General features: G+C 57.0%; 13 protein-coding genes, 3 pseudogenes and 4 CRISPR repeat arrays. Of the genes and pseudogenes, 14 read left to right on the forward strand and 2 right to left on the reverse strand.

Annotated elements, in window-relative coordinates:
* The first annotated feature begins 31 nt into the window (after nt 1-31).
* The gene (gene infC, locus OMP40_RS10270; protein ID WP_277531131.1) at nt 32-523 is read left to right on the forward strand and encodes a translation initiation factor IF-3; all 492 of its coding nucleotides are present in this window, start codon (nt 32-34) and stop codon (nt 521-523) included.
* Between the two features lie 236 nt (nt 524-759).
* Here the strand turns inward: infC and OMP40_RS10275 are convergent, their stop codons facing one another.
* Nucleotides 760-1833 carry a sulfate ABC transporter substrate-binding protein gene (locus tag OMP40_RS10275; protein ID WP_277531133.1) on the reverse strand — a complete coding sequence of 358 codons (1074 nt, stop codon included), beginning with the start codon at nt 1831-1833 and terminating at the stop codon, nt 760-762.
* Between the two features lie 418 nt (nt 1834-2251).
* On the opposite strand from OMP40_RS10275, the gene OMP40_RS10280 reads away from it, so the two are divergent.
* From OMP40_RS10280 to cas2, 13 genes and pseudogenes are all read left to right on the forward strand, one after another.
* The gene (locus OMP40_RS10280; RefSeq protein ID WP_277531135.1) at nt 2252-3277 is read left to right on the forward strand and encodes a sulfate ABC transporter substrate-binding protein; all 1026 of its coding nucleotides are present in this window, start codon (nt 2252-2254) and stop codon (nt 3275-3277) included.
* Nucleotides 3278-3580: 303 nt separating this feature from the next.
* On the forward strand, nt 3581-4393 hold the full coding sequence (locus tag OMP40_RS10285; RefSeq protein ID WP_277531136.1) for a WG repeat-containing protein: 813 nt from the start codon (nt 3581-3583) through the stop codon (nt 4391-4393).
* Nucleotides 4275-4757 (forward strand): WG repeat-containing protein, encoded by a 483-nt coding sequence (locus OMP40_RS10290; protein ID WP_420871957.1) that lies wholly within the window; start codon nt 4275-4277, stop codon nt 4755-4757. Before OMP40_RS10285 ends, OMP40_RS10290 begins: the two co-directional genes overlap by 119 nt.
* Nucleotides 4758-5636: 879 nt before the next feature.
* On the forward strand, nt 5637-6197 hold the full coding sequence (locus OMP40_RS10295; RefSeq protein WP_277531140.1) for a DUF3990 domain-containing protein: 561 nt from the start codon (nt 5637-5639) through the stop codon (nt 6195-6197).
* A 110-nt stretch (nt 6198-6307) separates the two neighbouring features.
* On the forward strand, nt 6308-6670 hold the full coding sequence (locus tag OMP40_RS10300) for a hypothetical protein (RefSeq protein ID WP_277531142.1): 363 nt from the start codon (nt 6308-6310) through the stop codon (nt 6668-6670).
* 425 nt (nt 6671-7095) lie between these two features.
* A CRISPR array of direct repeats spans nt 7096-8142; the repeat unit is 33 nt; unit sequence ATTTCAATCCACGCTCCCCACGTGGGGAGCGAC.
* A 171-nt stretch (nt 8143-8313) separates the two neighbouring features.
* A CRISPR array of direct repeats spans nt 8314-9624; the repeat unit is 33 nt; unit sequence ATTTCAATCCACGCTCCCCACGTGGGGAGCGAC.
* Nucleotides 9625-10139: 515 nt separating this feature from the next.
* Nucleotides 10140-10298, forward strand: a complete 159-nt coding sequence (locus OMP40_RS10305; RefSeq protein ID WP_277533093.1) for an HD domain-containing protein — start codon at nt 10140-10142, stop codon at nt 10296-10298.
* Nucleotides 10299-10666: 368 nt separating this feature from the next.
* Nucleotides 10667-12520: a CRISPR-associated helicase Cas3' gene (gene cas3 / locus OMP40_RS10310; protein WP_277531144.1), complete on the forward strand. Its 1854-nt coding sequence runs from the start codon at nt 10667-10669 to the stop codon at nt 12518-12520.
* 21 nt (nt 12521-12541) lie between these two features.
* Nucleotides 12542-13261, forward strand: a complete 720-nt coding sequence (cas5c, locus tag OMP40_RS10315; RefSeq protein ID WP_277531146.1) for a type I-C CRISPR-associated protein Cas5c — start codon at nt 12542-12544, stop codon at nt 13259-13261.
* A gap of 6 nt (nt 13262-13267) precedes the next feature.
* Nucleotides 13268-15184 carry a type I-C CRISPR-associated protein Cas8c/Csd1 gene (gene cas8c, locus OMP40_RS10320; protein ID WP_277531147.1) on the forward strand — a complete coding sequence of 639 codons (1917 nt, stop codon included), beginning with the start codon at nt 13268-13270 and terminating at the stop codon, nt 15182-15184.
* Between the two features lie 63 nt (nt 15185-15247).
* A pseudogene (cas7c, locus tag OMP40_RS10325) lies at nt 15248-16118 on the forward strand (type I-C CRISPR-associated protein Cas7/Csd2).
* Nucleotides 16105-16786 (forward strand): annotated as a pseudogene (gene cas4, locus OMP40_RS10330) (CRISPR-associated protein Cas4). Before cas7c ends, cas4 begins: the two co-directional pseudogenes overlap by 14 nt.
* A pseudogene (cas1c, locus tag OMP40_RS10335) lies at nt 16783-17815 on the forward strand (type I-C CRISPR-associated endonuclease Cas1c). The pseudogenes cas4 and cas1c overlap by 4 nt, the downstream one beginning before the upstream one ends.
* Nucleotides 17816-17901: 86 nt before the next feature.
* Nucleotides 17902-18192 (forward strand): CRISPR-associated endonuclease Cas2, encoded by a 291-nt coding sequence (gene cas2, locus OMP40_RS10340; RefSeq protein ID WP_277531149.1) that lies wholly within the window; start codon nt 17902-17904, stop codon nt 18190-18192.
* 264 nt (nt 18193-18456) lie between these two features.
* Nucleotides 18457-19651: a CRISPR direct-repeat array (repeat unit 33 nt; unit sequence GTCGCTCCCCGCGGGGGGAGCGTGGATTGAAAT).
* Nucleotides 19652-20633: 982 nt separating this feature from the next.
* A CRISPR array of direct repeats spans nt 20634-21683; the repeat unit is 33 nt; unit sequence GTCGCTCCCCGCGGGGGGAGCGTGGATTGAAAT.
* 1298 nt (nt 21684-22981) lie between these two features.
* On the opposite strand, the gene OMP40_RS10345 is transcribed toward cas2, so the two are convergent.
* Nucleotides 22982-23464: a copper amine oxidase N-terminal domain-containing protein gene (locus OMP40_RS10345; protein WP_277531151.1), complete on the reverse strand. Its 483-nt coding sequence runs from the start codon at nt 23462-23464 to the stop codon at nt 22982-22984.
* Between the last annotated feature and the right edge of the window lie 28 nt (nt 23465-23492).

Below are 23492 nucleotides of genomic sequence, written 5' to 3' on the forward strand. Positions count from 1 at the left end.
CGTTGCAGGCAGGAAAGGGGAGAGAGGCAGCATGCTGCTGATGAACGAAAAGATCAAAGCGTCCGAGGTGGCACTCACCGGGCTGCATGGAGAGGATCTGGGCATCGTCGGACGGGAAGCGGCGCTCGCGATGGCGAGAGAGGCGAAAGCTGACCTCGTCTGCACGTCGCTGCTCAGCAGCCCGCCGCCGTGCAAGCTGGTCGCGCGGGGCGCCGCCAAGCAGTCGGCCGCGCAGGAGAAGCGGGCGGAGCGCGTACAGGGCGGTGCAGTCAAGACGAAGGAACTGCGGCTGACCGCGCAGATCGAAGAGCACGACTACGAGACCAAGCTGCGCCAGGCAGAGAAGCTCTTGACCTCGGGGCATGCCGTGCAGCTCACGGTCAAGCTGGCCGGCGCCAAGGAAGGCGAGCGCGCCAAGGCGCTCATCGAGCGCATGCTGAAGGCGCTCGCGCAGCACGGCTCCCGCGAGACCGGGATTCAGGTCAGCGGCAAGCAAGCGGCGGTGAAGGTGAATCCGGTCTGAGGCGGTAGGGGCGGTCCGCGGAGGGGCCGGCGATCGCCTTCGCTTGGTGAAGCGATGACCCCTGAGCATGCTGCCAACAAACCGCATTACACAACGAAACAACGCTCCTCAAGTCGAGGAGCGTTGTTTTGTTTTGTGTGGCCGCCGCTCGAGACGTAGACGATTGCGCGCAGTTCGCTTCACGTCCCGGTTCGCTTTACATCCGGGTTCGCAACTTGCTTCGCATCCCGCCTCGCTTATTTCCCGACCAACCGATCGAACAAGCCGCCATCGGCGAATTGGCTGCTGTTCAGATCCTCCCAACCCGAAAGGTTGTCGTCGACCGTTAGTATAGTCGTCTCCGGGAACCGAGACGCGAACTGCTCGGCGATGGACGCGAAGCGCGGGCGATAGTAGTGCTCCGCAGCGATCTGCTGCGCCGGCTCGGTGAACAGAAAGTCCGCATAGCCGTTGGCCGCCTCGCGTGTGCCCGCTTCCGCGGCGTTCTTGTCGACGACCGACACGATCGGCTCGACGGCGAGCGTCACCGACGGCACGACGACCTCGATCTTGCCCTGGGCCTCGCCGGCGGCCAGCGCGAGCGCCCGCGCCTCCGTCGTAAGCCAGACATCGCCCTCGCCGCCGAGGAATCGCGCTTGCGCAGCCGCCTCGTCGGCATCCGGATTGCCGGCGTTCGCATAAATGCTTTTAACGAAAGTTTTGGCGGCTTCCTCATCGGCAGCTTGATCAAAGGCGTAAGCCCACGCCCCCGTATAAGTCCACCTGGCATCGCTGTACGACTTCGGATCGGCCGCCACGAGCTTGATGCCCGGCGCGGCGATGTCGTCCCATGTCTTGATGCCTTTCGGGTTGCCCGGCCGGACGGCAAACGCGACAGTGGTATAAAAGGGAGAGCTGTTGTAATCGTAACGCTGCTGCCAGCCTTCCTCGACCAGCCCTGCAGCCTGGAGCTCGTCGATGTCGGTGCCGACGCCGAGCACGGCGAGGTCGGCCTTGAGCGTGCCGCCTTTCACGGCTTCTTTCTCGACAGAGGAAGGGCCGGTCGTCTGTTTGACCGAGACGTCTTGCCCCGTCTTCGCCTTCCAGTCGGCGGCGTACGCGTCGTTTAACGCGGCGAACAACGACTCCGTGCCGTCCGGCGAGACGCCGCTAAGCGTGACCGCCTTGCTGTAGTCCGAGCTGGAGGACGGAGACGCGTCCGCCGCGTTCATCGGCTGGCCGTCGCCCGAAGCGCAAGCGGACAGCGCTAAAGCGGACGAGAGCAGCATCGCCGCGGAGAGGACGGAAAGCTTTTCTTTTCTTTTCATCATCGGTATGACGCCCCTTCAAGCTGCGATGTAAATTCCAATTGGAAAAATGGGTTTTACGGAGCGATTGTAACAATTGCAGCGGAAAAGTGTCAATAGAAAAATGTAAAATAAAGTTTATAAAACCTAGTTGACAGGTTGGAATAATGGGAGGTATGATCGTTCCAAGAAATGGATTCACCTACCGGACGACCGGAGGCCCGATATGCATTTCTCCGCCGCAGACCGAGAACGCCGATCGGCGTCAGGCTGCGTCCCTCGATCGCGCTGGATTGCCGCACATGCGGCAACATCGCCGATCGCAAGGGAACGAGGGTGAACGGACGCGACTTCGCGTAACTCATCCTCGCGCGGAGAGGCGGATCGCGGCCTCTTTCGTTTTCCGACAAAAACCAAATGGGGACAAAGGGAGAATGCAAAGATGAAAAGAAGCCTGCAAATCGCCATGTTCGTGATCCTGGCGTTCGCGCTGACGACTTCCAGCGCGTTCGCGGCCGTATCGAAGAAGAACGAGAAGAAAAGCGTCACGCTGCTGAACGTATCCTACGATCCGACGCGGGAGCTGTACGTGGATTACAACGCGGCATTCGCGAAGTATTGGAAAAAGAAAACCGGCCAGTCCGTCACCGTCAAGCAATCCCACGGCGGCTCCGGCGCCCAGGCCCGCTCCGTCATCGACGGCCTCGAAGCCGACGTCGTGACGCTTGCGTTGGAATACGATGTCTCGGCGATCGAGCAGAAGGGCCTGATCAGCAAAGGCTGGCAAAGCCGGCTGGCCAACAACAGCGCGCCTTACAAGTCGACGATCGTCTTTCTCGTGCGCAAGGGCAATCCGAAGGGCATCAAGGACTGGGACGATCTCGTGAAAAACGACGTGAAGGTCATCACGCCGAATCCGAAGACGTCGGGCGGCGCCCGCTGGAACTATCTGGCGGCCTGGGCTTACGCGCTCAAGCATAACAACAACAGCGACGACAAAGCCAAGGCGTTCGTGAAGGATCTTTTCACGCACGTTCCGGTACTCGACACCGGCGCCCGCGGCTCGACCACGACATTCGTGGAGAAGGGCATCGGCGACGTGCTCCTCGCCTGGGAGAACGAAGCGTTTCTCGCGAAAAAGGAGTACGGCGACAAGTTCGAGATCGTCACGCCGTCGCTCAGCATTCTCGCCGAGCCGACCGTAGCCGTCGTCACGAAAAACGTGCAAAAGCACGATACGCGCCAAGTCGCTACCGCTTATCTGGACTATCTATATACCGAGGAAGGTCAGCGCATAGCGGCCCGCAACTTCTATCGTCCGATTAATCCAAAGGTCGCGCTCGAATATTCGAAGCAATTCCCGAAGCTGAATCTGGTCACGATCAAGGATTTCGGCGGTTGGGACAAGGCGCAGAAGACGCACTTCTCGGACGGCGGCACGTTCGACCAGATCTATCTGAAGAAGTAAGCCGACGCGACGGAACCGGGCTCGACACGCAGTCATCTTCCAATATAAAGGGGTAAACGATATGTCCCATAGCCGCAGCATTCAAAAAAAGCATCGCCAAAACCGCGCTCGCCTTCGCCATCGGCGCGCAAGCGCTCGCCTTCGCCGCCGTGCCGGGCGCCTTCGCGGCGCCTGCCGCGAAGCCCTATGTGACGGTGGACGGCACGAGCCAGCAGGCTCTTTGGGCCCCCGTCGCCCAAAACGGCGCGACCTACGGGCCGCTCGCAGGCGTCTCTGCCGCTCTGGGCGCGGCGGGCAAGTACGATGCCAAGACGAATACGATCTCGATCAAAAAAGGGCAATCGCCTGATCATCCTGCAGCCCGGCTCGAAGACGGCGAAGGTGAACGGCGCGAAAATCGCGATCGTCGCGGCGCCTGTCCTCATCGGGGGCGTGCCTTACGTGCCGCTGCGCTTCGTCGCCGAGTCGCTGGGCGCTTCGCTTTCGTGGAACGCTTCGACGGGCGCTTACGAGGTGAACACGAGATTGCATCCGTTTGAGCAGGGAGGCTACACCTCGTTCGTCAACGTGTTTGGCGAGTCCGTGATCGGCGCGACGTACGGAACGGCGAGCGCATTCAGCGGCGGCCTGTCGCTGCTGCAGCAGGGCGATTCGTTCGGTTATGTGGATCGCGGCGGCAAGATCGCGATTCCGGTGCAATACAGCAGCGCGTACGACTTCTCCGATGGCCTGGCGCTCGTTGCGTCGAAGGACGGGACGCAGAGCTACATCGACAAGTCCGGCAAAGTCGTGCTGAGCCCGGCTTACGACGAGCTGTTCGACTTCTCCGAAGGGTTGGCGGCGGTACGCAGCGGCGACAGCTTCGGCTACATCGACAAGACAGGCAAACTCGTCATTCCTGCGCAATACGAAGACGCCTTCTACTTCAGCGGCGGTCTCGCGGCCGTACAGATCGGCGGCAGGCTACGGCTTTATCGACAAGACGGGCAAGCTGGTCATTCCCGCGAAATATCAGTCCGTATCGGACTTCAGGGATGGTCTGGCGCTCGCTTCGACGCTCGTAAGCACGGAGGCAGACGGCGTGGAGCAATCGACCGGCGTGTTCGGTTTCCTTAACGCGAAGGGCGAATGGGCGATTCCCGCATTGTACGAGGAAGGCTACGCCTTCAGCGACGGGCTTGCCGCGGTCGTCAAGGACGGCGCCGTTCAATTCATCGACAAGACGGGCAAGCCGGTATTGGAAACGGACTACGACGACGTCGGCGACTTCAGCGAAGGATTGGCGGCGTTCGAGCAAGACGGCAAGTACGGCTATATCAACAAGAAGGGCGCGGTCGTCATCGAGCCGACCTTCGATCAGGCGGATGCCTTCAAGAATGGCCTGGCCCATGCCATTAAGGGCGGTTGGGAAGGTCTGATCAACGCGAAAGGCGCGTTCGTGGTGAAGAAGGCTTACGTGTCGCCGGCTTCGAGCGAATAGGCGCTTTCGCCTCAGGGCGGTTGGACCCGGTCAGACTCGGATAGATCCGGTCGTCCGGCCGATCCTTTTGCCCGCAGCGGAAAAAGTCTCATCCAAGGCGATCCTGCGCGCCGGATGAGGCTTTTTCGCATGTGCTGAGCGATAGCTGTTTACTTCGGTTTGACTTTTGACGATGCCAACCAGGCAGGCGCAGCCTTTTCCGCGCTTGAATAACGGATCGTTCGCGCAGGGCCGTTCGTGCCCGAAGGTTGGCGGCCGGCTGTATATTCCTGTCCGAAGCTCAAGCTGCGAACAAGCTCCCGCGTTATGCCTTGCAGACCGGCTAAAGCCTCGGCAATCCGGGCAGAAGCGGCCAGCGTATCCGCTAATGCACGTACGTCCGGCGGGGGAGCTGCTTGGGCTGTCTGCGCTTCCGGTGACGGCATCCATGCAAACCTGCATTTGCAAAGCCGCAGCGCGCATAAAGTCGGCGATCGCCTCTTCCTGGCGCAGTACCGCTTGCCGCACAGCTTCCTCAAAGCGCGCCCTGCGCTCCCGAATTTCCGGTTCCAACGTCATTTGCCACCTGCTTCCGCGCTCGTTCTATCCTTTTGAGAGGCTTGTATCATTCTATGAAGATCGGGTCTCCCGTTATAACAGGTTCCGGGTTTGAGGTAGAAAGGGGGAGCGACAGCTCGAAGCGGCTTCCTTCGCCTGGACGGCTCTAAGCACGCAGGCTTCCGCCGTGACGTTGACGATATAGTCTTAACACCGCTGATATGTGACAATTATCCGCTGTAATCCATTGCAAGTAATCGGCCGAAGACAACTACTGGTATGATATAGTGGACCTGGAGGGTTATATGGCTACCTTTATCACGTCACTACGGCTTCCAGACGTTGTGTATCACGGCAACACAACGGGGGGCGCTTGCCGGTGGTCTGAAGACGAAGTTAATTAACTTCGAATTCCTGCGCGAAAGCCGGAATAGAGACTTTGGCACCGGATTTTATACCACGATAGATCTCAATCAAGCTATGACCTGGCCAGTCGGAAAACTCATCCGGAGAATTGAGTCCGGAGCAGAGACCATTTCTTCCAACGAAATCCCTGCTGTCGCCAAGATACGCATATACCCTGAACGGTATGGTGACGACATCTCTGTTAAAGATTTTCGCGGTGAAAGTTTCGATTGGGTACGGTTCGTATTAAATCATAGGTATGACAGTTCACTCGACCGCTGCCTTTGCGATACGCGGGAAGATATGCCCCATCCTCAGATCGTTTGCGGGTCGATGGCCGACAACGATACAGGTGATGTCATTGCGGAGTTTATTCAAAGCGGCATGTCCTTGGATGAAGCGGAGCATATCAATTGGTTTGGGCGAAACATAACCCGCTCCAGAGACGGCAATCGGCTTCTGGGATTAGAGCTCGGTGACCAGATTGCCTTTTTTTGATGAACGATTGGATCGTATCCTGCAGTTTGAGGGATACTACAAATTAAGTCTCGACAGGTTCACGGGAAAGATTAATAATTCCACGAACTACAAAAAGGAGTGGGATTTCTATGACCAGCATGACCGGAAATCACATGATGAATAAACCCTATATCCGAGCAGTCATAAACGAACTAGAAGGTCTCGGTTTTGCGGGTGATCAGGCGAAGGAAGTGCTGCTGAAGCATTACCGCGTTGTTCGCAGAACGGCTGGCTTTGAACCGAATGCAGCGGATTTTGCGCGCGAGATCGTCGATATTGAAAAAGCGATTAACCGGAAATATGACCCTACGGACCCTTCGCAGGTCTACATCGGTCATTTGCGCGATCGTTTAAAAGCAGCAAAAAAGCCGGGGGTGCGAATTCATTTTATCTCGAAGCCCACCGTCAAATCCGTTCCGAAACTTCGGCGAGCGCATTCTACTCACCGTTAAGATTGGTTTAGGAGAAGCGGGTCTATGTCCCGCTTCTTTCTTTTTTTAGTGAGGAATGATGGAATGATGAGATAAAATCATTTAAAGCTTTTCTTTTTCCGCTCTCCGTCATGTAACTTGTGGGAGCTCTGATACTTCCTAAAAAAAGTGCCCTATGGGTAACCAACCATGAATTCCCTTGCGGATTTTCCTTTGGTCGTTGATAGGGCTTTTTTTGTTGCCTTGAAAACAACCCATTTATTAATCAACAGAGGGACCATCTCTGTGCTATAGCGATACGTGTATCCTTTTGTTTCAATCGACGCTCCCTGCGTGGGGAGCGACGCTGAACAAAGTCGTGCTGCACCTCGTTCAGGAAATTTCAATCCACGCTCCCCTGTGGGGAGCGACGGTCGCCGGTACGAACGTCAATGTGAAGACGGGCATTTCAATCCCACGCTCCCCATGTGGGGAGCGACTACGGCCTACACTCATTCAACCGATAGCCTTAACATTTCAATCCACGCTCCCCATGTGGGGAGCGACATTGACCTATCGCGTTGATAAAATAAACGGAACTAATTTCAATCCATGCTCCCCATGTGGGGAGCGACGGTAATCGAACTAAAAATGGCATAGTTCTTATTATTTCAATCCACGCTCCCCATGTGGGGAGCGACGCCGACAAGCGGATCGCGTTCAAGGCCGAGCTGATTTCAATCCACGCTCCCCATGTGGGAAGCGACGGCAGCTCAAGAAGCACTTCGAGCCAAGCGCGAGGTTTCAATCCACGCTCCCCATGTGGGAAGCGACGGCAGCAAAAGCGCCAGGGCCTCGACGCATATTTTATTTCAATCCACGCTCCCCATGTGGGAAGCGACCTGCATCATCGCATCGGCGTTAAGGCCGAGCATCTGATTTCAATCCACGCTCCCCACGTGGGGAGCGACGTTCCCTCCTTTTGGGAAATGGTCGATAAAATGCATTTCAATCCATGCTCCCCACGTGGGGAGCGACCAATCACGCTTACGAGAATCGAGCAGCTGCGCAAATTTCAATCCACGCTCCCCACGTGGGGAGCGACGCCAGACGGAGGCGCGGCCGGGGAACCCCAAGGCATTTCAATCCACGCTCCCCACGTGGGGAGCGACGAGGGTCACACCGTATTCACATGGATACATAGCAAATTTCAATCCACGCTCCCCACGTGGGGAGCGACTTACGCCATAAAAAAAGCTTGACCCCGGATGCTGATTTCAATCCACGCTCCCCACGTGGGGAGCGACTGTTCGCACACCAGATGCAACCATCGATACGAATATTTCAATCCACGCTCCCCACGTGGGGAGCGACTCGTTCCGAAGTACGACGGCAGCACGATCCCGGAGCTATTTCAATCCACGCTCCCCACGTGGGGAGCGACATGCGCAGCCGGTTGACGGGGACGTAGATGACTTCGATTTCAATCCACGCTCCCCACGTGGGGAGCGACGGGCAAGTACGACGAGTGGGAGGGCGCGCTCAGCGCATTTCAATCCACGCTCCCCCACGTGGGGAGCGACGCGCTCGCCGCCGTACCCCTCCTGCTTCTTCAGATTTCAATCCACGCTCCCCCACGTGGGGAGCGACGCTGGTGCCGCGCCGCCCGCCTTCCATCGGATGGTATTTCAATCCACGCTCCCCACGTGGGGAGCGACGGAGATACGTCCGCTTATAGACCGTCGCCTCGGTGATTTCAATCCACGCTCCCCACGTGGGGAGCGACAGGAAACGGCCGACAACACCGGCATTCCGAAGAACCAATTTCAATCCACGCTCCCCACGTGGGGAGCGACATGGATCTACTTAAGTGGTACGCAGGCGGATCGATTTCAATCCACGCTCCCCACATGGGGAGCGACGACAACGTAAAACTCCAGCGCGAGATCAATAACCTATTTCAATCCACGCTCCCCACGTGGGGAGCGACGGCAATCTGCTTTCAATGCAGGAATGATGAAGCCATTTCAATCCACGCTCCCCACGTGGGGAGCGACGCAATTGTAGCATCCGACGCTCGCGAAGTTCGAAATTTCAATCCACGCTCCCCACGTGGGGAGCGACGCCAATGCAGGAAATATCCGAGAACCGATCCGAATTTCAATCCACGCTCCCCACGTGGGGAGCGACGCCGAACACGACGTGGACGTGCTGCCCCTTGTGCATTTCAATCCACGCTCCCCACGTGGGGAGCGACCGACGGTTTCCGGGTCCCGTTCCTTCAGCGCCAGATTTCAATCCACGCTCCCCACGTGGGGAGCGACGCTCATTGGGGGTCTGCCGGGTTTGCAAGAAAGGCATTTCAATCCACGCTCCCCACGTGGGGAGCGACATGTTTACCCGGTCTTGCATGATCGTGTCCAGGGCATTTCAATCCACGCTCCCCACGTGGGGAGCGACGCGCAGCGCCTCCGCCGAATAGGAGCTGTTTGCCATTTCAATCCACGCTCCCCACGTGGGGAGCGACGGTCGGCCGCGAGCGGTGCCACTTCCTGTAAGCTATTTCAATTTACGCTCCCCACGTGGGGAGCGACCGACGAAAAGACGGAGCACGAGCGGATCAAGAAGATTTCAATCCACGCTCCCCACGTGGGGAGCGACGTCTTCTTTGACTTGCTCATGAAGTTCCTTTGTCAATTTCAATCCACGCTCCCCACGTGGGGAGCGACGCACTTCCTGACACATTAAAGCCGCTGAACGAATTTCAATCCACGCTCCCCACGTGGGGAGCGACGGTGATTTATCCCGAGACGCGCAACCTGGTTTTCATTTCAATCCACGCTCCCCACGTGGGGAGCGACTTGCCGAACCGGGTAAAATTACCGACTTGGCCGACATTTCAATCCACGCTCCCCACGTGGGGAGCGACGTAGCCGAATGTTGCTGGCACGGAGGACTGGCGTATTTCAATCCACGCTCCCCACGTGGGGAGCGACAGCAAAACAACCTCAAACCATGCCAAACGGGCATGAAAAAGACATGATTTACGAAAAACAAACAGCCATATAGTCATTGCTTGTGACTTGACAAGACTACGAGATAAGGAAGCGAGGCTGTTTTCGACAAATTTCGAGGTGCGAATCCTTCGGAACTTTTATGTGAGGTTGCGATTCGCACCTTTGTTCTGACCTTATCTTAATAGATACTACTGTTTCTGCCAATTCAAATCTGGCCTCGGTTTAGCAGATGGGTACTCCAATCAGATTTGGAAAAACTGTAAAATTAAAAGAAGGAGATTTACAAATAATGCCGAATATTGGTGTCGTATGGTGCGGGGTAGTTTAATAGTCCTGCGTCTGGAAGGGGGGACATGGTGGCGGAAGACCTAGGAGAGCAAAGTCTAGCGGCGTTTATTGCGCATATTCGAAAAAGTGACGGCTGTCGGGAAAGCGTTCATGACCATTTACTGGCTGTACAGCGGCGTGCCGAGATGCTTGGAGCCAAAATCGGGATGAAGCATATAGCCGGTCTGGCCGGGTTGCTGCATGATATGGGCAAATACACCGGCGAGTTCAAGGCTTATCTGGAGCAGGCGGTCGCTCATCCCGATCGGCCGCCTCGACGCGGCTCGGTCGATCATTCTACGGCGGGGGGGAAAGTGGCTGTATGAGCAGTTTCATATTCCCGCGAACGCGTCGATCGATCGACTGCTCGTAGAGTGGATCGCCAACTGCATCGTGTCCCATCATGGCGGGCTGAAGGACTATGTCGATCCCGAAGGACGTTCTCCTTTTCTGGAACGCGTGTGTATGCCGGAGGACAAGCTGCCAGAGTTCGAGCGCGCGGTACAACGTTTTTTGTCAACGACGATGGCACAGGATAAGCTGGATGCTTACTTCGCAGAGGCTCGCAAGGAGATGCAGCATCTTCTTGAACGATTGAAGCTTAGTTCTTCGTCTCCCTATGTGATGGCTTCCCTGGCGCTAAAATATTTGTTCAGCTGTCTAATCGATGCGGACCGTACGGAGACGCGGAAGTTTGACGAGGGGGGAACAAGAGGAGGAACCCACGGATACGGCAGCTTTTTTCGCGGCTACCTATCGATCGCTGCTGTCCAGGCTCGAGCGCTTCGACCAAGCCTCGAACGCCGATCATCCGATTAACCGGCTACGTCGCGAGATGTCGCTTCAATGCGACAGGTTTGCCGTTGAACGGCCTTCCGGCATTTATACGTTGTCCATCCCGACAGGGGGAGGCAAGACGCTGGCCAGCATGCGTTACGCGCTGCGTCATGCGATCGAGACAGACAAGGAAAGAATTGTGTATATTTTGCCATATAACACTATAATCGAACAAAATGCATCCGAGATCCGCAGATTGGTCCAGAACGACGATTTGATTATCGAGCATCACTCCAATGTGGCCGACGACCGCGATCTGCGCAGAGTGCTTCAGCTTGATGGAATTGACGGGACTCACCATGAGCATGAGGAAGACGAGACTTACAATCTGGAGCGTCAAAAGCTGCGTCTGGCTCGCGATACCTGGGACCGCCCGATCCTGTTTACGACGATGGTCCAGTTTTTGAACACCTTCTATGCCAGCGGCTCTCGCCACGTTAGAAGGCTGCATCAATTGTCCAATGCGGTCATCGTTTTCGATGAAGTACAGGCTGTTCCTCCGCATTGCATATCGATGTTCAATGAGGCGGTCAACTTCCTGCATGGGGTTGGCGGTTCTTCAGTCCTTCTGTGCACCGCGACCCAGCCTGCGCTTCAATACGTTCGCCAGCATGTCCGTCTATCCAATGAGCCTGAGATCGTCCAGGACCCAGATCAGGTCATGGAAGCGTTCAAAAGGGTGGAGCTTCGCGATGAGACCGGGCGAGGCGCTATGACGACGGAGCAGTTGGGCGAGTTCGTATGCAGCAGAATGGCGGAGATCGACAGTCTGCTCGTTATTCTGAATACGAAGAAGGCCGTGCGCGGACTGTTCGAGCTTCTGAAGGAGCAAGCATGGATTGCTGAAAAGGGAATCAGGCTTTATCACTTGAGCACGCTCATGTGTGGGGCGCATCGCAAGGCGAGACTGGAGGAAATGAAGTCGCTGCTCGGGAAAGAGAGGATCATCTGCATCAGCACGCAACTCATCGAGGCTGGCGTCGATATCAGCTTTCAAGGCGTCGTCCGCTCGCTGGCCGGACTAGACTCGATTGCGCAGGCGGCGGGACGATGCAATCGGCACGGCGAGGATGAACTGCGCGAGGTATCCATCATTCGCTCCGCTGAGGAGCATCTGAAGAGCTTGCCTGAGATCAAGCTGGCGGGCGAGCAGACGGAACGATTGCTTGGCGAGTTTGGACGGCAACCTGCCCTTTTCGGACACCGGCTGCTATCGCGAAAGGCGATGGAGACGTATTTTTACTACTACTACGACAAGATTAAAGAAAAGATGGATTATCCCGTGCCGGAAAAGGGCCTGGACTTATTCCCGCTAATAAATAAAAACAAGCTATCGGTCGATCGCTACAAAAGCAAGCAGCAGGCAAAGCCGCCGCTGGAAGCTCGCGGAGCGATCGCTACGGTAGAGGAATACTTTGAAGTCATCAAAAACGCGGGCAAGTCAGTAATCGTACCTTATGACGATACAGCTAGATCAATCATCTTGGCCCTGAACGGGGAGAATGGTCCAAAGCAGCTGGGAGATCTGCTGCGGCTGGCGCAGCCCTACACGGTCAACATGTTCGATCAGGAGCTGCGTAGGCTGGATCGTGGCGGCAACCTGATTTACTTGCTGCAAGGTCGGGTGCTGGCGTTGCACGAGACGGCCTACGACAATGCGTATGGCGTAAACCCGGCGGGGGACGGGGCGTTTATGGATATGATTGTTTAACCTGCGAAAGGAGGCCATCCCATGCGCAACCAGATTGAATTCCAGGTCACCGGCGCCTATGCGCTGTTCACCGATCCGCTGACCAAGATCGGAGGCGAGAAGTTCAGCTACCAGATTCCTACCTATCAGGCGCTGAAAGGAATCACCGAGTCGATCTACTGGAAGCCTACGATTATTTGGTATATCGATGAGGTGCGCGTCATGAACCCGATTCAGACCGAGTCGAAGGGAATGCGGCCGATCGATTACAGCGGCGGCAATACGTTAGCGTATTACACCTATCTAAGAGATGTGAGTTACCAAGTCAGAGCGCATTTCGAGTTTAACCCGCATCGGGAAGATCTGGCGTACGACCGCAACGAGTTCAAGCATCACAATATCGCCAAACGGGCGGTCGCAGCCGGGGGGAGACGCGATATTTTCCTCGGCGCGCGCGAATGTCAGGGGTACGTGGAGGCTTGCGAGTTCGGTTCGGGGCGCAGTCATTATGAAGATACGCCGGAGCTGGACTTCGGCTACATGGTGCATGGCATCAGCTACCCGGACGAGACCGGTACGGACGAGCTGCGGACTCGGCTGTGGCGGGCCAAGATGCGGCACGGCGTCATCAAGTTCATTCGTCCGGAGCAATGCACGCATACGCGTTCGACGGGCAGCGGAAGCATCAAGCCTTTCGGCCCGGATCGTCTTGAGCCGGCGGACGAATTGTATGCGGCGTGGTTTGCGGAGGAGGGGAGGTAGAGAGGTATGACATGGCTGGCCAAGCTGAGCGAGACGTATGACAATCATACCGCCTATTTGGGCAAGTTCGAGCTTAACCGCTTCAATCGGGAGTACACGCTGATCCCTGTCTCTCATACGACTCAGACGGCGCATATTGAGATTTATCTGGACGAGGCAGGGAACTATTTGCGAGCCAGAGCGGTGGATAAGGAATTCGGAAGCACGATCATCCCCTGCACCGAGGCATCTGCGAGCCGTACGAGCGCGCCTGTGCCTTATCCGTTGCACGACAAACTCATGTACGTCGCCGGCGATTATGGTCAATACGCGCCCCAGACGGAAAAATACACACCGTATGCCGACTATCTGGCTCAACTGAAGGAATGGTGCGATTCTCCCTATGCGGTTCCGGCGCTGCAAAGCGTGTACCAATATGTGCGGAAAGGTACGCTTGTGGCCGATCTGATCCGCAACAAGGTGCTGTGGCTGGACGAGCAGGGACAGTTGGCCGAGAAATGGACGCCTGAGCTCGAAGCGGCATACGGCGTTGAGAAGCCCGACATTTTCAAAGTCATCGCTTCCGGCCAGAACGCGGCATTTGTCCGATTCGCAGTCGAGGTGCCCGGCGCGGCAGAGGAGAGACTGTGGCGCGATCAAAGCGTGCAGCAGTCGTTCATCGACTACTACAATACGAAGCTGGTTGATACGGAGCTTTGCTATGTGTCAGGTCGGCAGCTTCCGTATGCGGACAAGCATGCTTCACGTATCCGTAACTCGGGCGACAAATCGAAGCTGATCTCGGCGAACGACAGCTCGGGCTTCACCTACCGAGGCCGCTTCACGACGAGCAGCCAGGCTGCGGCGGTCAGCTACGAGGTGTCTCAGAAAGCGCATAATGCGCTCAAGTGGCTGATTGAAAAGCAGCAGCCTTATCAGATCGACGGCAAGGTGTTCGTCGTATGGGGAACGAAGACGGCCGAAGTGCCCGATCCGTTCGGCGATACGGACGACCTGCTCGGCGGCGAAGACCGGGAGGAGGAGTTTGGCGACGGTACGAATGTGCTGTTGGCGGAGCAAGTGCGGCTGGCGCTGAACGGCTATCGGCACGCCACCGACGGACACGGTTCGGACGTCATCATCTTGATTCTCGACGCGGCGACGCCGGGACGCATGGCGATCACTTATTATCGTGATCTGGAAAAGGAACGGTTTTTGCAGCGCATCGAGGACTGGCATCTGACCTGCAGCTGGCTCCAGCGTTATCGCAAGGAAGGCGGCAGACTGGCGACGTTCATCGGCGCGCCGGCAACGCGGGATATTGCCTTGGCCGCCTACGGCCCTCGCGTCAGCGACAAGGTCGTCAAAGGGCTGCTTGAACGGATGCTGCCGTGCATTCTCGATAATGCCAAGATTCCGCTGGACATCGTACGCAGCGTCGTGGCAAGAGCGTCGAATCCGGTCGGGATGGAGAACTGGGAGTGGGAGAAGACGCTGGGCATCGCCTGCGCGCTCGTGAAGAAAACTTATCAGAAGGAGGGGCTGGAAGTGGCGCTGAACGAAGCATTGAACGACCGCAGCTACCTGTTCGGCCGAATGTTGGCGGTGGCTGACGTATTGGAGAGAAGAGCGCTTGGACGCGAGGAAAAACGGGCGACCAATGCCATTCGGTATATGAACGCTTTTGCGATGCGGCCGGCGCGTACATGGACCGTCATCCAGTCGGCGATTCAACCTTACCAGGCCAAGCTGGGAGCAAGAGCCACGTATTGGAATTCGTTGCTCGACCAGATCGGCTCGATGCTGGCGCCTGCGGATTTTTCGGATCAACCGCTGAGTGGAATATATTTGCTCGGCTTCTATAGCCAGCGTCATGCGCTCTATCAGAAGCGGGCGCAGGAACAGGCATCGGAAGACGATGAGTTGGACGTCGTCGAGGCCTAAGATTAACGTCATTCACGATTAGCGCCATTCCTATTAACCCCCATTAAAAGGAGCGAACCTTCTATGCAACCATTGGATCGTAAAATCGACTTCGCCGTCGTCTTGTCGGTGCGCAACGCCAACCCGAACGGAGATCCGCTGAACGGCAATCGTCCGCGTCAAAACTACGAAGGTAAGGGGGGAAATCTCGGACGTATGTCTGAAGCGCAAGCTTCGCAACCGTCTGCAGGATTTGGGAGAGGCAATTCTCGTACAGTCGGACGATAGGCGCACCGATTCGTATCGCAGCATCAAGGAACGCGTCGATGCCAACGCCGATGTGCAGGAGTATCTGAAGGGCAAAAAGAAAAACGGTGAGCTGTTCGCGAAGGCGGCCTGCGAAGCCTGGTATGACGTGCGCGGCTTTGGCCAGGTGTTCGCTTTTCCGGGCAATGATGCGGTGTCCATCGGCGTACGCGGTCCCGTGTCCATTCATACAGCCGTGAGCCTCGATCCGATCGATATCTCCAGCCTGCAGATCACCAAGAGCGTGAACCTGACGACCGGCTCGGACCCGGACAAGCGAGGCGCGGATACAATGGGCATGAAGCATCGGGTCGACTTCGGCGTGTATGTCTTCAAGGGCAGCATCAATGTTCAGCTGGCGGAGCGAACTGGTTTTTCCTATGAAGATGCCTTGAAAATTCGCGAAGCGCTTGTCACCTTGTTCGAAAACGACACCTCCTCGGCGCGTCCGGACGGCAGCATGGAGGTCCATCGCGTGTACTGGTGGGAGCACAGCTCCAAGCTGGGGCAGTACTCGTCGGCCAAGGTGCACCGCTCACTGCAAGTGACCTTGAAGGATGGCATCGCGGTGCCGCGCGACATCGAGGATTATCACATTACCGTTCAACCGCTCGAAGGTCTCGACGCGCAGGAATATGCCGGACTTTAAAGAAGAGGATTACCTGCTGTTGTCCGGCATTCAGCACTTCAACTTTTGCCGCAGACAGTGGGCGCTCATTCACATCGAACAGCAGTGGGCGGATAATGTTCGTACCGTAGAAGGCGAGTATGTCCATCGGGTAGCGGATCAGCCATTTCTCCGGGAAAAGCGGGGGGGGAGCGGCTCATCGTGCGCGCAATGCCCGTACATTCGAGAGAGCTGGGGCTGACGGGCATCTGCGACGTCGTCGAATTCGTGCGCGATCCGGAAGGTATCCCGCTGCGCGGAGAAGAAGGCTTGTACAAGCCTTATCCTGTCGAATACAAGCGGGGCAAGCCGAAGAAGAACGATTCCGATTTTTCACAGCTCGTGGCACAGCTGATTTGTCTTGAGGAGATGCTGGCCTGCGAGCTGACGACCGGCTACTTTTTTTTATGATGAGATCAAGCAGCGCGTTGAGATGACTGTGTCGACTGAGGACAGAGAACGCGTCAAAAGCTCGGTTGCAGACATGCATCGCTACTATAATAGAAAACACACGCCGAAGGTCAAGACAGGTCCGCATTGCGACAGCTTGCTCCCTGCAGCATGTTTGCCTGCCCGAACTGTTGACCAAACGTTCGGCTGCGAGCTATATCGACAGCCGATTGAACGAGGAAGGCGGCCACGCGGGATGAAGAAGCTGCTGAATACGCTGTACGTGACGACACCCGACACCTACTTGTCCAAGGATGGAGAAAATATCGTCATCCGCCTGGAAGACAAAATACTTGCCCGCTACCCGATGCACAATCTGGAGGCGGTATGCACGTTCGGCTATGCGGGTGTCAGCCCTGCGTTGATGGGCGCTTGCGCCGAACGTGGCGTCGATCTGGCGTTTATGACGCGCAGCGGTCGTTTCCTCGGGCGGGTGGTCGGCGAGTCGAAGGGCAACGTCGTATTGCGAAAGGAACAATATCGGATCTCGGACGACGAGCGGCGCAGCGCTCTCATGGCACGCAATATGATCGTGGGCAAGCTTTTTAACATGAAATGGGTGCTGGAACGTGCCACGCGGGATTATGCGCTTCGCCTGGATATCGAGCCATTGAAGCAGGTGAGCGCATCATTAACCGAGTCGATGAAACTGGCTCGCCAGATCGAAAGTCTGGAGGTGCTTCGTGGCGTGGAAGGGGCGGCGGCGGTTCAGTATAATCGGGTGTTCGACCAGTTGATCTTGCAGCAGAAGGAGGCGTTCTTCTTCCGAGGTCGAAGCAAACGCCCGCCGCTGGACAACGTCAATGCGCTGCTATCCTTTGCCTATTCGCTGCTTGCTAACGAGATGAGAGCTGCGCTGGAGGCGGCCGGGCTCGATGCTTACGTCGGATTTCTTCACCGGGACCGCCCGGGAAGGGCGTCTTTGGCGCTGGATCTGATGGAGGAGCTGCGTTCCGTCTATGCCGATCGGCTCATGCTGACGCTCATCAACAAGAAGATCGTGTCGCCGGAAGGGTTCACACGTAAGGAGAACGGCGCCGTGCTCATGGACGACGAGACGCGGAAGAAGGTCATTAAAGCTTGGCAAGATCGCAAGCAGGAAAAGGTGATTCATCCCTTTTTTAAAGGAGTCGATCTCCTGGGGGCTGGTACCCTACGTGCAAGCCATGTTGCTTGCGCGGACCATTCGCGGCGATCTCGACGAATATCCGCCGTTCCTGTGGAAATAGCAGGCGGCCGGGCTTTCCGAGCGAAAATCCTGGAGGCGGGCAGCCCTCAGATCAGGAGGTTGCGATGTCGGAAGGAGGCATTTACAATGCTCGTATTAATTACATACGATGTCAGCACGATCAACGCCGAGGGACGCCGCAGACTGTCGCAGGTGGCGAAAAAATGCCAGGATTACGGACAACGCGTTCAAAACTCGGTGTTTGAATGTATCTTAGACGCCACCCAACTGCGCCGACTCCGATTGGAGCTGGAGGCGCTGATCGATCCGGCTACGGATAGTCTGCGACTTTATAATCTGGGTGACAAATACAAGACGAAGGTCGCCCATATCGGGGCCAAGCCCGCCTATGATATGGACAGCCCGCTCATTATATAAATGAGCGGCTGGACCGGTGCGAAAGGCCGGCTCCCATGAAATACCCGCAGGATTCGCACCTCGGAAATTGTCGAAAAAGCTGATTTTAATTTGTTAAATGAGTTTGTCAAGATTGGATTTATGCTAAGTGAGTGGCTAGGAAAGCGGAAATGGATGGAATCTATGCCATGCGGGCATGGATGTGCGTAGTTTTTGCTGTCGCTCCCCGCGGGGGGGAGCGTGGATTGAAATAAGTATGATGACGCTTAGTTCTGATGCTGTTACGTCGCTCCCCGCGGGGGGAGCGTGGATTGAAATAATCGCCGGCGTGATAATGTCGACAAAATCAACCGTCGCTCCCCGCGGGGGGAGCGTGGATTGAAATGGCTCCAGGTCTCACTTTATTTCAAGCTTATACTAGTCGCTCCCCGCGGGGGGAGCGTGGATTGAAATGCCGATCACCTGAAGGCGGCACGCGCGGCGGGGCGTCGCTCCCCGCGGGGGGAGCGTGGATTGAAATCGTCCGCGTCTAGCGGACCCCAGTCCTCGAACTCCTCGTCGCTCCCCGCGGGGGGAGCGTGGATTGAAATGTCCCCGCGCCAATGTCATTCCGGCCGGCGATGCGCGTCGCTCCCCGCGGGGGGAGCGTGGATTGAAATTTTACAATAAGACAAAATATTGTTAAAATGTGTGTTAGGTCGCTCCCCGCGGGGGGAGCGTGGATTGAAATTGAAAACAATCCAACAGGGAGCGATAACCCATGAACGTCGCTCCCCGCGGGGGGAGCGTGGATTGAAATATATAATACCAATAACCCAAGAAAATTTGTCTTCCCGTCGCTCCCCGCGGGGGGAGCGTGGATTGAAATTCATTGCATTTAGTTATAGACGTACCCTAATGAAGTCGCTCCCCGCGGGGGGAGCGTGGATTGAAATCCAGTGAAGCCCTAGAATTTCACTTTGTCGCATTCCGTCGCTCCCCGCGGGGGGAGCGTGGATTGAAATTTCGCACCACCCAATTCGCGCCCCAGATCAGGTCGCTCCCCGCGGGGGGAGCGTGGATTGAAATTTGAGTCGTCATCGACTCACCTTCCATATCCAATCGTCGCTCCCCGCGGGGGGAGCGTGGATTGAAATCATATCCAATCAATGACCACGGTAGCCCCGGTACCGTCGCTCCCCGCGGGGGGAGCGTGGATTGAAATTATTGTGCGCGGCAAAAGGAATTGCACCGATTTCGTGTCGCTCCCCGCGGGGGGAGCGTGGATTGAAATTCGGTAACGGTAGTAACGCCCCAAGCGGTTAACTCGTCGCTCCCCGCGGGGGGAGCGTGGATTGAAATTCGTCGTTCTGGCTGATCCTTGCTTTTGCGGTAGCCAGTCGCTCCCCGCGGGGGGAGCGTGGATTGAAATCATCTTCGGAGCCCTGGAGGAGCTGGGCGCACGCAGTCGCTCCCCGCGGGGGGAGCGTGGATTGAAATTGTCCGGTCGGCAGATACTTAGCTTCCAGCGGGCTCGTCGCTCCCCGCAATTGAAATATGTTGATGTCGACGATTGCCTGCTGCTGCTTACTGGTCGCTCCCCGCGGGGGGAGCGTGGATTGAAATAGCTCCGCGATCTCATGGGCGAGCGTGCCGGCGGCCGTCGCTCCCCGCGGGGGGAGCGTGGATTGAAATCGTCGACGTCGGTCGCGTCCGCACGCACGATCACGGTCGCTCCCCGCGGGGGGGAGCGTGGATTGAAATAATACAGGATTGATTACGCCATATGCCGCTGACAGTCGCTCCCCGCGGGGGGAGCGTGGATTGAAATGGGATGTGACAGGAACCCATATCTCCATCCGAGAGTCGCTCCCCGCGGGGGGGAGCGTGGATTGAAATCCGTTCGCGAATCGGATTCATGTAGCAGCCGCAATTGTCGCTCCCCGCGGGGGGAGCGTGGATTGAAATCGATCATGTGCAGTACCGCCGATACTGTGAAAAGCGTCGCTCCCCGCGGGGGGAGCGTGGATTGAAATTTTGTCATGAAGTCGTCCATGAGCTCGGGCTTTGCGTCGCTCCCCGCGGGGGGGAGCGTGGATTGAAATAGGTTATCACCGATACGGGCGCTACCTATGAAATCGTCGCTCCCCGCGGGGGGAGCGTGGATTGAAATATTGCGCTGTGGGCAATTTTTCGAGAAGGGCGCGACGTCGCTCCCCGCGGGGGGAGCGTGGATTGAAATTCCAGCAAGTAACCTTTATCCGGCAGGACGTCCGCAGTCGCTCCCCGCGGGGGGAGCGTGGATTGAAATAAACAACCCAATGACGACGTCGAGAGACTTGTTCGTCGCTCCCCGCGGGGGGGGAGCGTGGATTGAAATAAACAACCCAATGACGACGTCGAGAGACTTGTTCGTCGCTCCCCGCGGGGGAGCGTGGATTGAAATTCGTTGTCCAGCAGCGCGTCGAAGTCCTTGCCCGTAGTCGCTCCCCCGCGGGGGGAGCGTGGATTGAAATCTATTTGGTCGGCGAGTTCCTGGAGTTTGCCGTGGTCGCTCCCCGCGGGGGGAGCGTGGATTGAAATTATTGTACGCGGCAAAGGAATTGCACCGATTTCGTCGCTCCCCGCGGGGGGAGCGTGGATTGAAATGAACAGCTCAACAACGAGGCAACCTTCGATTGGCGTCGCTCCCCGCGGGGGGAGCGTGGATTGAAATGATCGTCCGAATGGATACTGCGCTTGCGTCATGCAGTCGCTCCCCGCGGGGGGAGCGTGGATTGAAATGTCAACGCGGACCGTTTGAAGCCAAACGAATACGGTCGCTCCCCGCGGGGGGAGCGTGGATTGAAATAGGATGGTCGTCGGGATAATAGCCGATACATCCGGTCGCTCCCCGCGGGGGGAGCGTGGATTGAAATCAACTGCTGAAAGTATTTCGAAGTACACGGACGCGTCGCTCCCCGCGGGGGGAGCGTGGATTGAAATAAATCCTGCGTCAGAATAACCCTTAGCAGCACCGCCGTCGCTCCCCGCGGGGGGAGCGTGGATTGAAATAGATGGAAGATCGGCTCGGGCGTGTTGACCAGGGGGTCGCTCCCCGCGGGGGGAGCGTGGATTGAAATCTGCATTGGCGGATGACGACTTGGAAGCTGCAGGAGTCGCTCCCCGCGGGGGGAGCGTGGATTGAAATAAGACGATCTGCGGCGTCTCTGCTGACTTGCTGGTCGCTCCCCGCGGGGGGAGCGTGGATTGAAATAGGTCCACCGCACCCGACAAGCCCGCCACCTTCCGGGTCGCTCCCCGCGGGGGGAGCGTGGATTGAAATTCATGCTGCGCGGGGTCGGTGTAATCGACATCGCCCGTCGCTCCCCGCGGGGGGAGCGTGGATTGAAATCAAACTTGCTATTCCACGATAAAGAAGTCGTACCGCGTCGCTCCCCGCGGGGGGAGCGTGGATTGAAATAGTGAACACAAAAAAACGGCCATGACGTATAGACATGTCGCTCCCCGCGGGGGGAGCGTGGATTGAAATACGCAAAACTGCAGCTGCGAGGTGACGAGAACCGTCGCTCCCCGCGGGGGGGAGCGTGGATTGAAATCACGAGTGGAAAGGCTTTGGACCAGCTTATCCTTGGTCGCTCCCCGCGGGGGGAGCGTGGATTGAAATTTCTGGCGGCGGCAGCATAAACATCTTCTATAAGTCGCTCCCCGCGGGGGGAGCGTGGATTGAAATCGAACGTTCAAACCCGACAATGTCGCCGCCGTGCGTCGCTCCCCGCGGGGGGGAGCGTGGATTGAAATCGGGATCGCTTGGAGCTGCGAGCGCGTGCCCGGTCGCTCCCCGCGGGGGGAGCGTGGATTGAAATAGGGATAGAGCCGGCGATGTTTTGGCGTGCCGTGTCGCTCCCCGCGGGGGGAGCGTGGATTGAAATTGCAGGATAGCGACCTGGGCACGGCTTGGGACGGGTCGCTCCCCGCGGGGGGAGCGTGGATTGAAATATCGATACGATGACGATCTGCCGCGAGCGCTACACGTCGCTCCCCGTGTGGGAGCGTGGATTGAAATAGCGATGCGCGTGCCTCGGCCCAAACGGCCTTCGGTCGCTCCCCGTGTGGGAGCGTGGATTGAAATCGGTTGACGATCATCGACCAGGAACTCGGCAAAGTCGCTCCCCGTGTGGGGGGCGTGGTTTGAAATAATAGTCGTTATGTCGTATGTGATCGTATTCGTCGTCGTTCCCGTGGGGAGCGTGGATTGAAATTATGAGAAAGATTACGAGCGCGAGCAGGCTGGAAGTCGCTCCCCGTGTGGGAGCGTGGATTGAAATACTGGCATGATTAAGGGTGAATCGAAGAAGACTCTTCGCTCCCTGAGAAGGGCGTGGATTGAGAATCTTTGCCAGTGAGGAGCATTTGTCGGTAAACGTATCGCTCCCTGTGGAGGAGCGTGGATTGAGATATCAAGCTGGATGGATAAAATGCTCAACCCACAAGTCGCTCTCCATGTGGGAAAGCGAGGAATGAAGTCCTATCCTTGGCGTCTTGTTGGGCGAGTAATTCCGATACCCCAGTGGCTACATTGCACTGTTCGAAACAAATATCAAAGTAGAACAATTTAAAAGGGGAGAGAGTTGGCAAACGCGACATACCACAAGATGTGTAACTTAAGTCAGTAGGCTTCCTGCGCAAGGCCTTAAGCCTTGCGATGATCAACGCAAGTCAATAGTCGCCCCTATACAACTCGTACACAGCAGCAGCGAAAAAAACCACCCCACCAAGTCAAGCGATTCGACTGATGGGGCGGCCTTTTGAATTTAACGGAGTAAATAGTTTACATCGTCATCTGCACGATCTTCTTCTCGTTATCGTACGAGACGACCTTCCAGCCCAGCAGCGTGCCGATGTCGCGAAGCGGGACGACGACGCGTCCGCTCTTGACGGTCAGCTTGGCCGCGAGCGTTTTTTCTTCGCCGTTGTACATGTACTTGTTCGAGCCGATCGTGAACGTGTACGTATCCTTGTTGTTCCTCGTCTTCATGTAAATCGTCTTCTTGCCGTTGTAGTTGATGCGCGCGCCGGACTTGCCGGCGATGACCGCGAACGGCACGAACGTGACGCCGTTCTCGATGTACGGCGTCGTGTCGAGCGTCTCGACGCCGTCGTCGATGCCGATGTTGTGGTTGCCGACCTGGAACCACAGCTTCGAAGGCATCGGCGCAGGCGTCTCCTCCGCGTAAGCGGCGGCGCCGGTGGCGGACATCGCGATGGCGGCGCCGAGCAGCAGCGCGGCGGTCTTCTTCATGGGCTGTTTCATGAAAGATCACTCCTTAGTAGGATGATAT

It is taken from the genome of Cohnella rhizosphaerae (assembly GCF_029525575.1).
In the GTDB taxonomy this organism is placed as follows: Bacteria; Bacillota; Bacilli; order Paenibacillales; family Paenibacillaceae; genus Cohnella; species Cohnella rhizosphaerae.

Coding starts and splice junctions, on each gene's coding strand:
- OMP40_RS10305 (WP_277533093.1), top strand. CDS start 10,140: ATGAAGCATATAGCCGGTCTGGCCGGGTTGCTGCATGATATGGGCAAA.
- infC (WP_277531131.1), top strand. CDS start 32: ATGCTGCTGATGAACGAAAAGATCAAAGCGTCCGAGGTGGCACTCACC.
- OMP40_RS10275 (WP_277531133.1), bottom strand. CDS start 1,833: ATGATGAAAAGAAAAGAAAAGCTTTCCGTCCTCTCCGCGGCGATGCTG.
- OMP40_RS10285 (WP_277531136.1), top strand. CDS start 3,581: ATGCCAAGACGAATACGATCTCGATCAAAAAAGGGCAATCGCCTGATC.
- OMP40_RS10345 (WP_277531151.1), bottom strand. CDS start 23,464: ATGAAACAGCCCATGAAGAAGACCGCCGCGCTGCTGCTCGGCGCCGCC.
- cas8c (WP_277531147.1), top strand. CDS start 13,268: ATGACATGGCTGGCCAAGCTGAGCGAGACGTATGACAATCATACCGCC.
- OMP40_RS10280 (WP_277531135.1), top strand. CDS start 2,252: ATGAAAAGAAGCCTGCAAATCGCCATGTTCGTGATCCTGGCGTTCGCG.
- cas5c (WP_277531146.1), top strand. CDS start 12,542: ATGCGCAACCAGATTGAATTCCAGGTCACCGGCGCCTATGCGCTGTTC.
- cas2 (WP_277531149.1), top strand. CDS start 17,902: ATGCTCGTATTAATTACATACGATGTCAGCACGATCAACGCCGAGGGA.
- OMP40_RS10300 (WP_277531142.1), top strand. CDS start 6,308: ATGACCAGCATGACCGGAAATCACATGATGAATAAACCCTATATCCGA.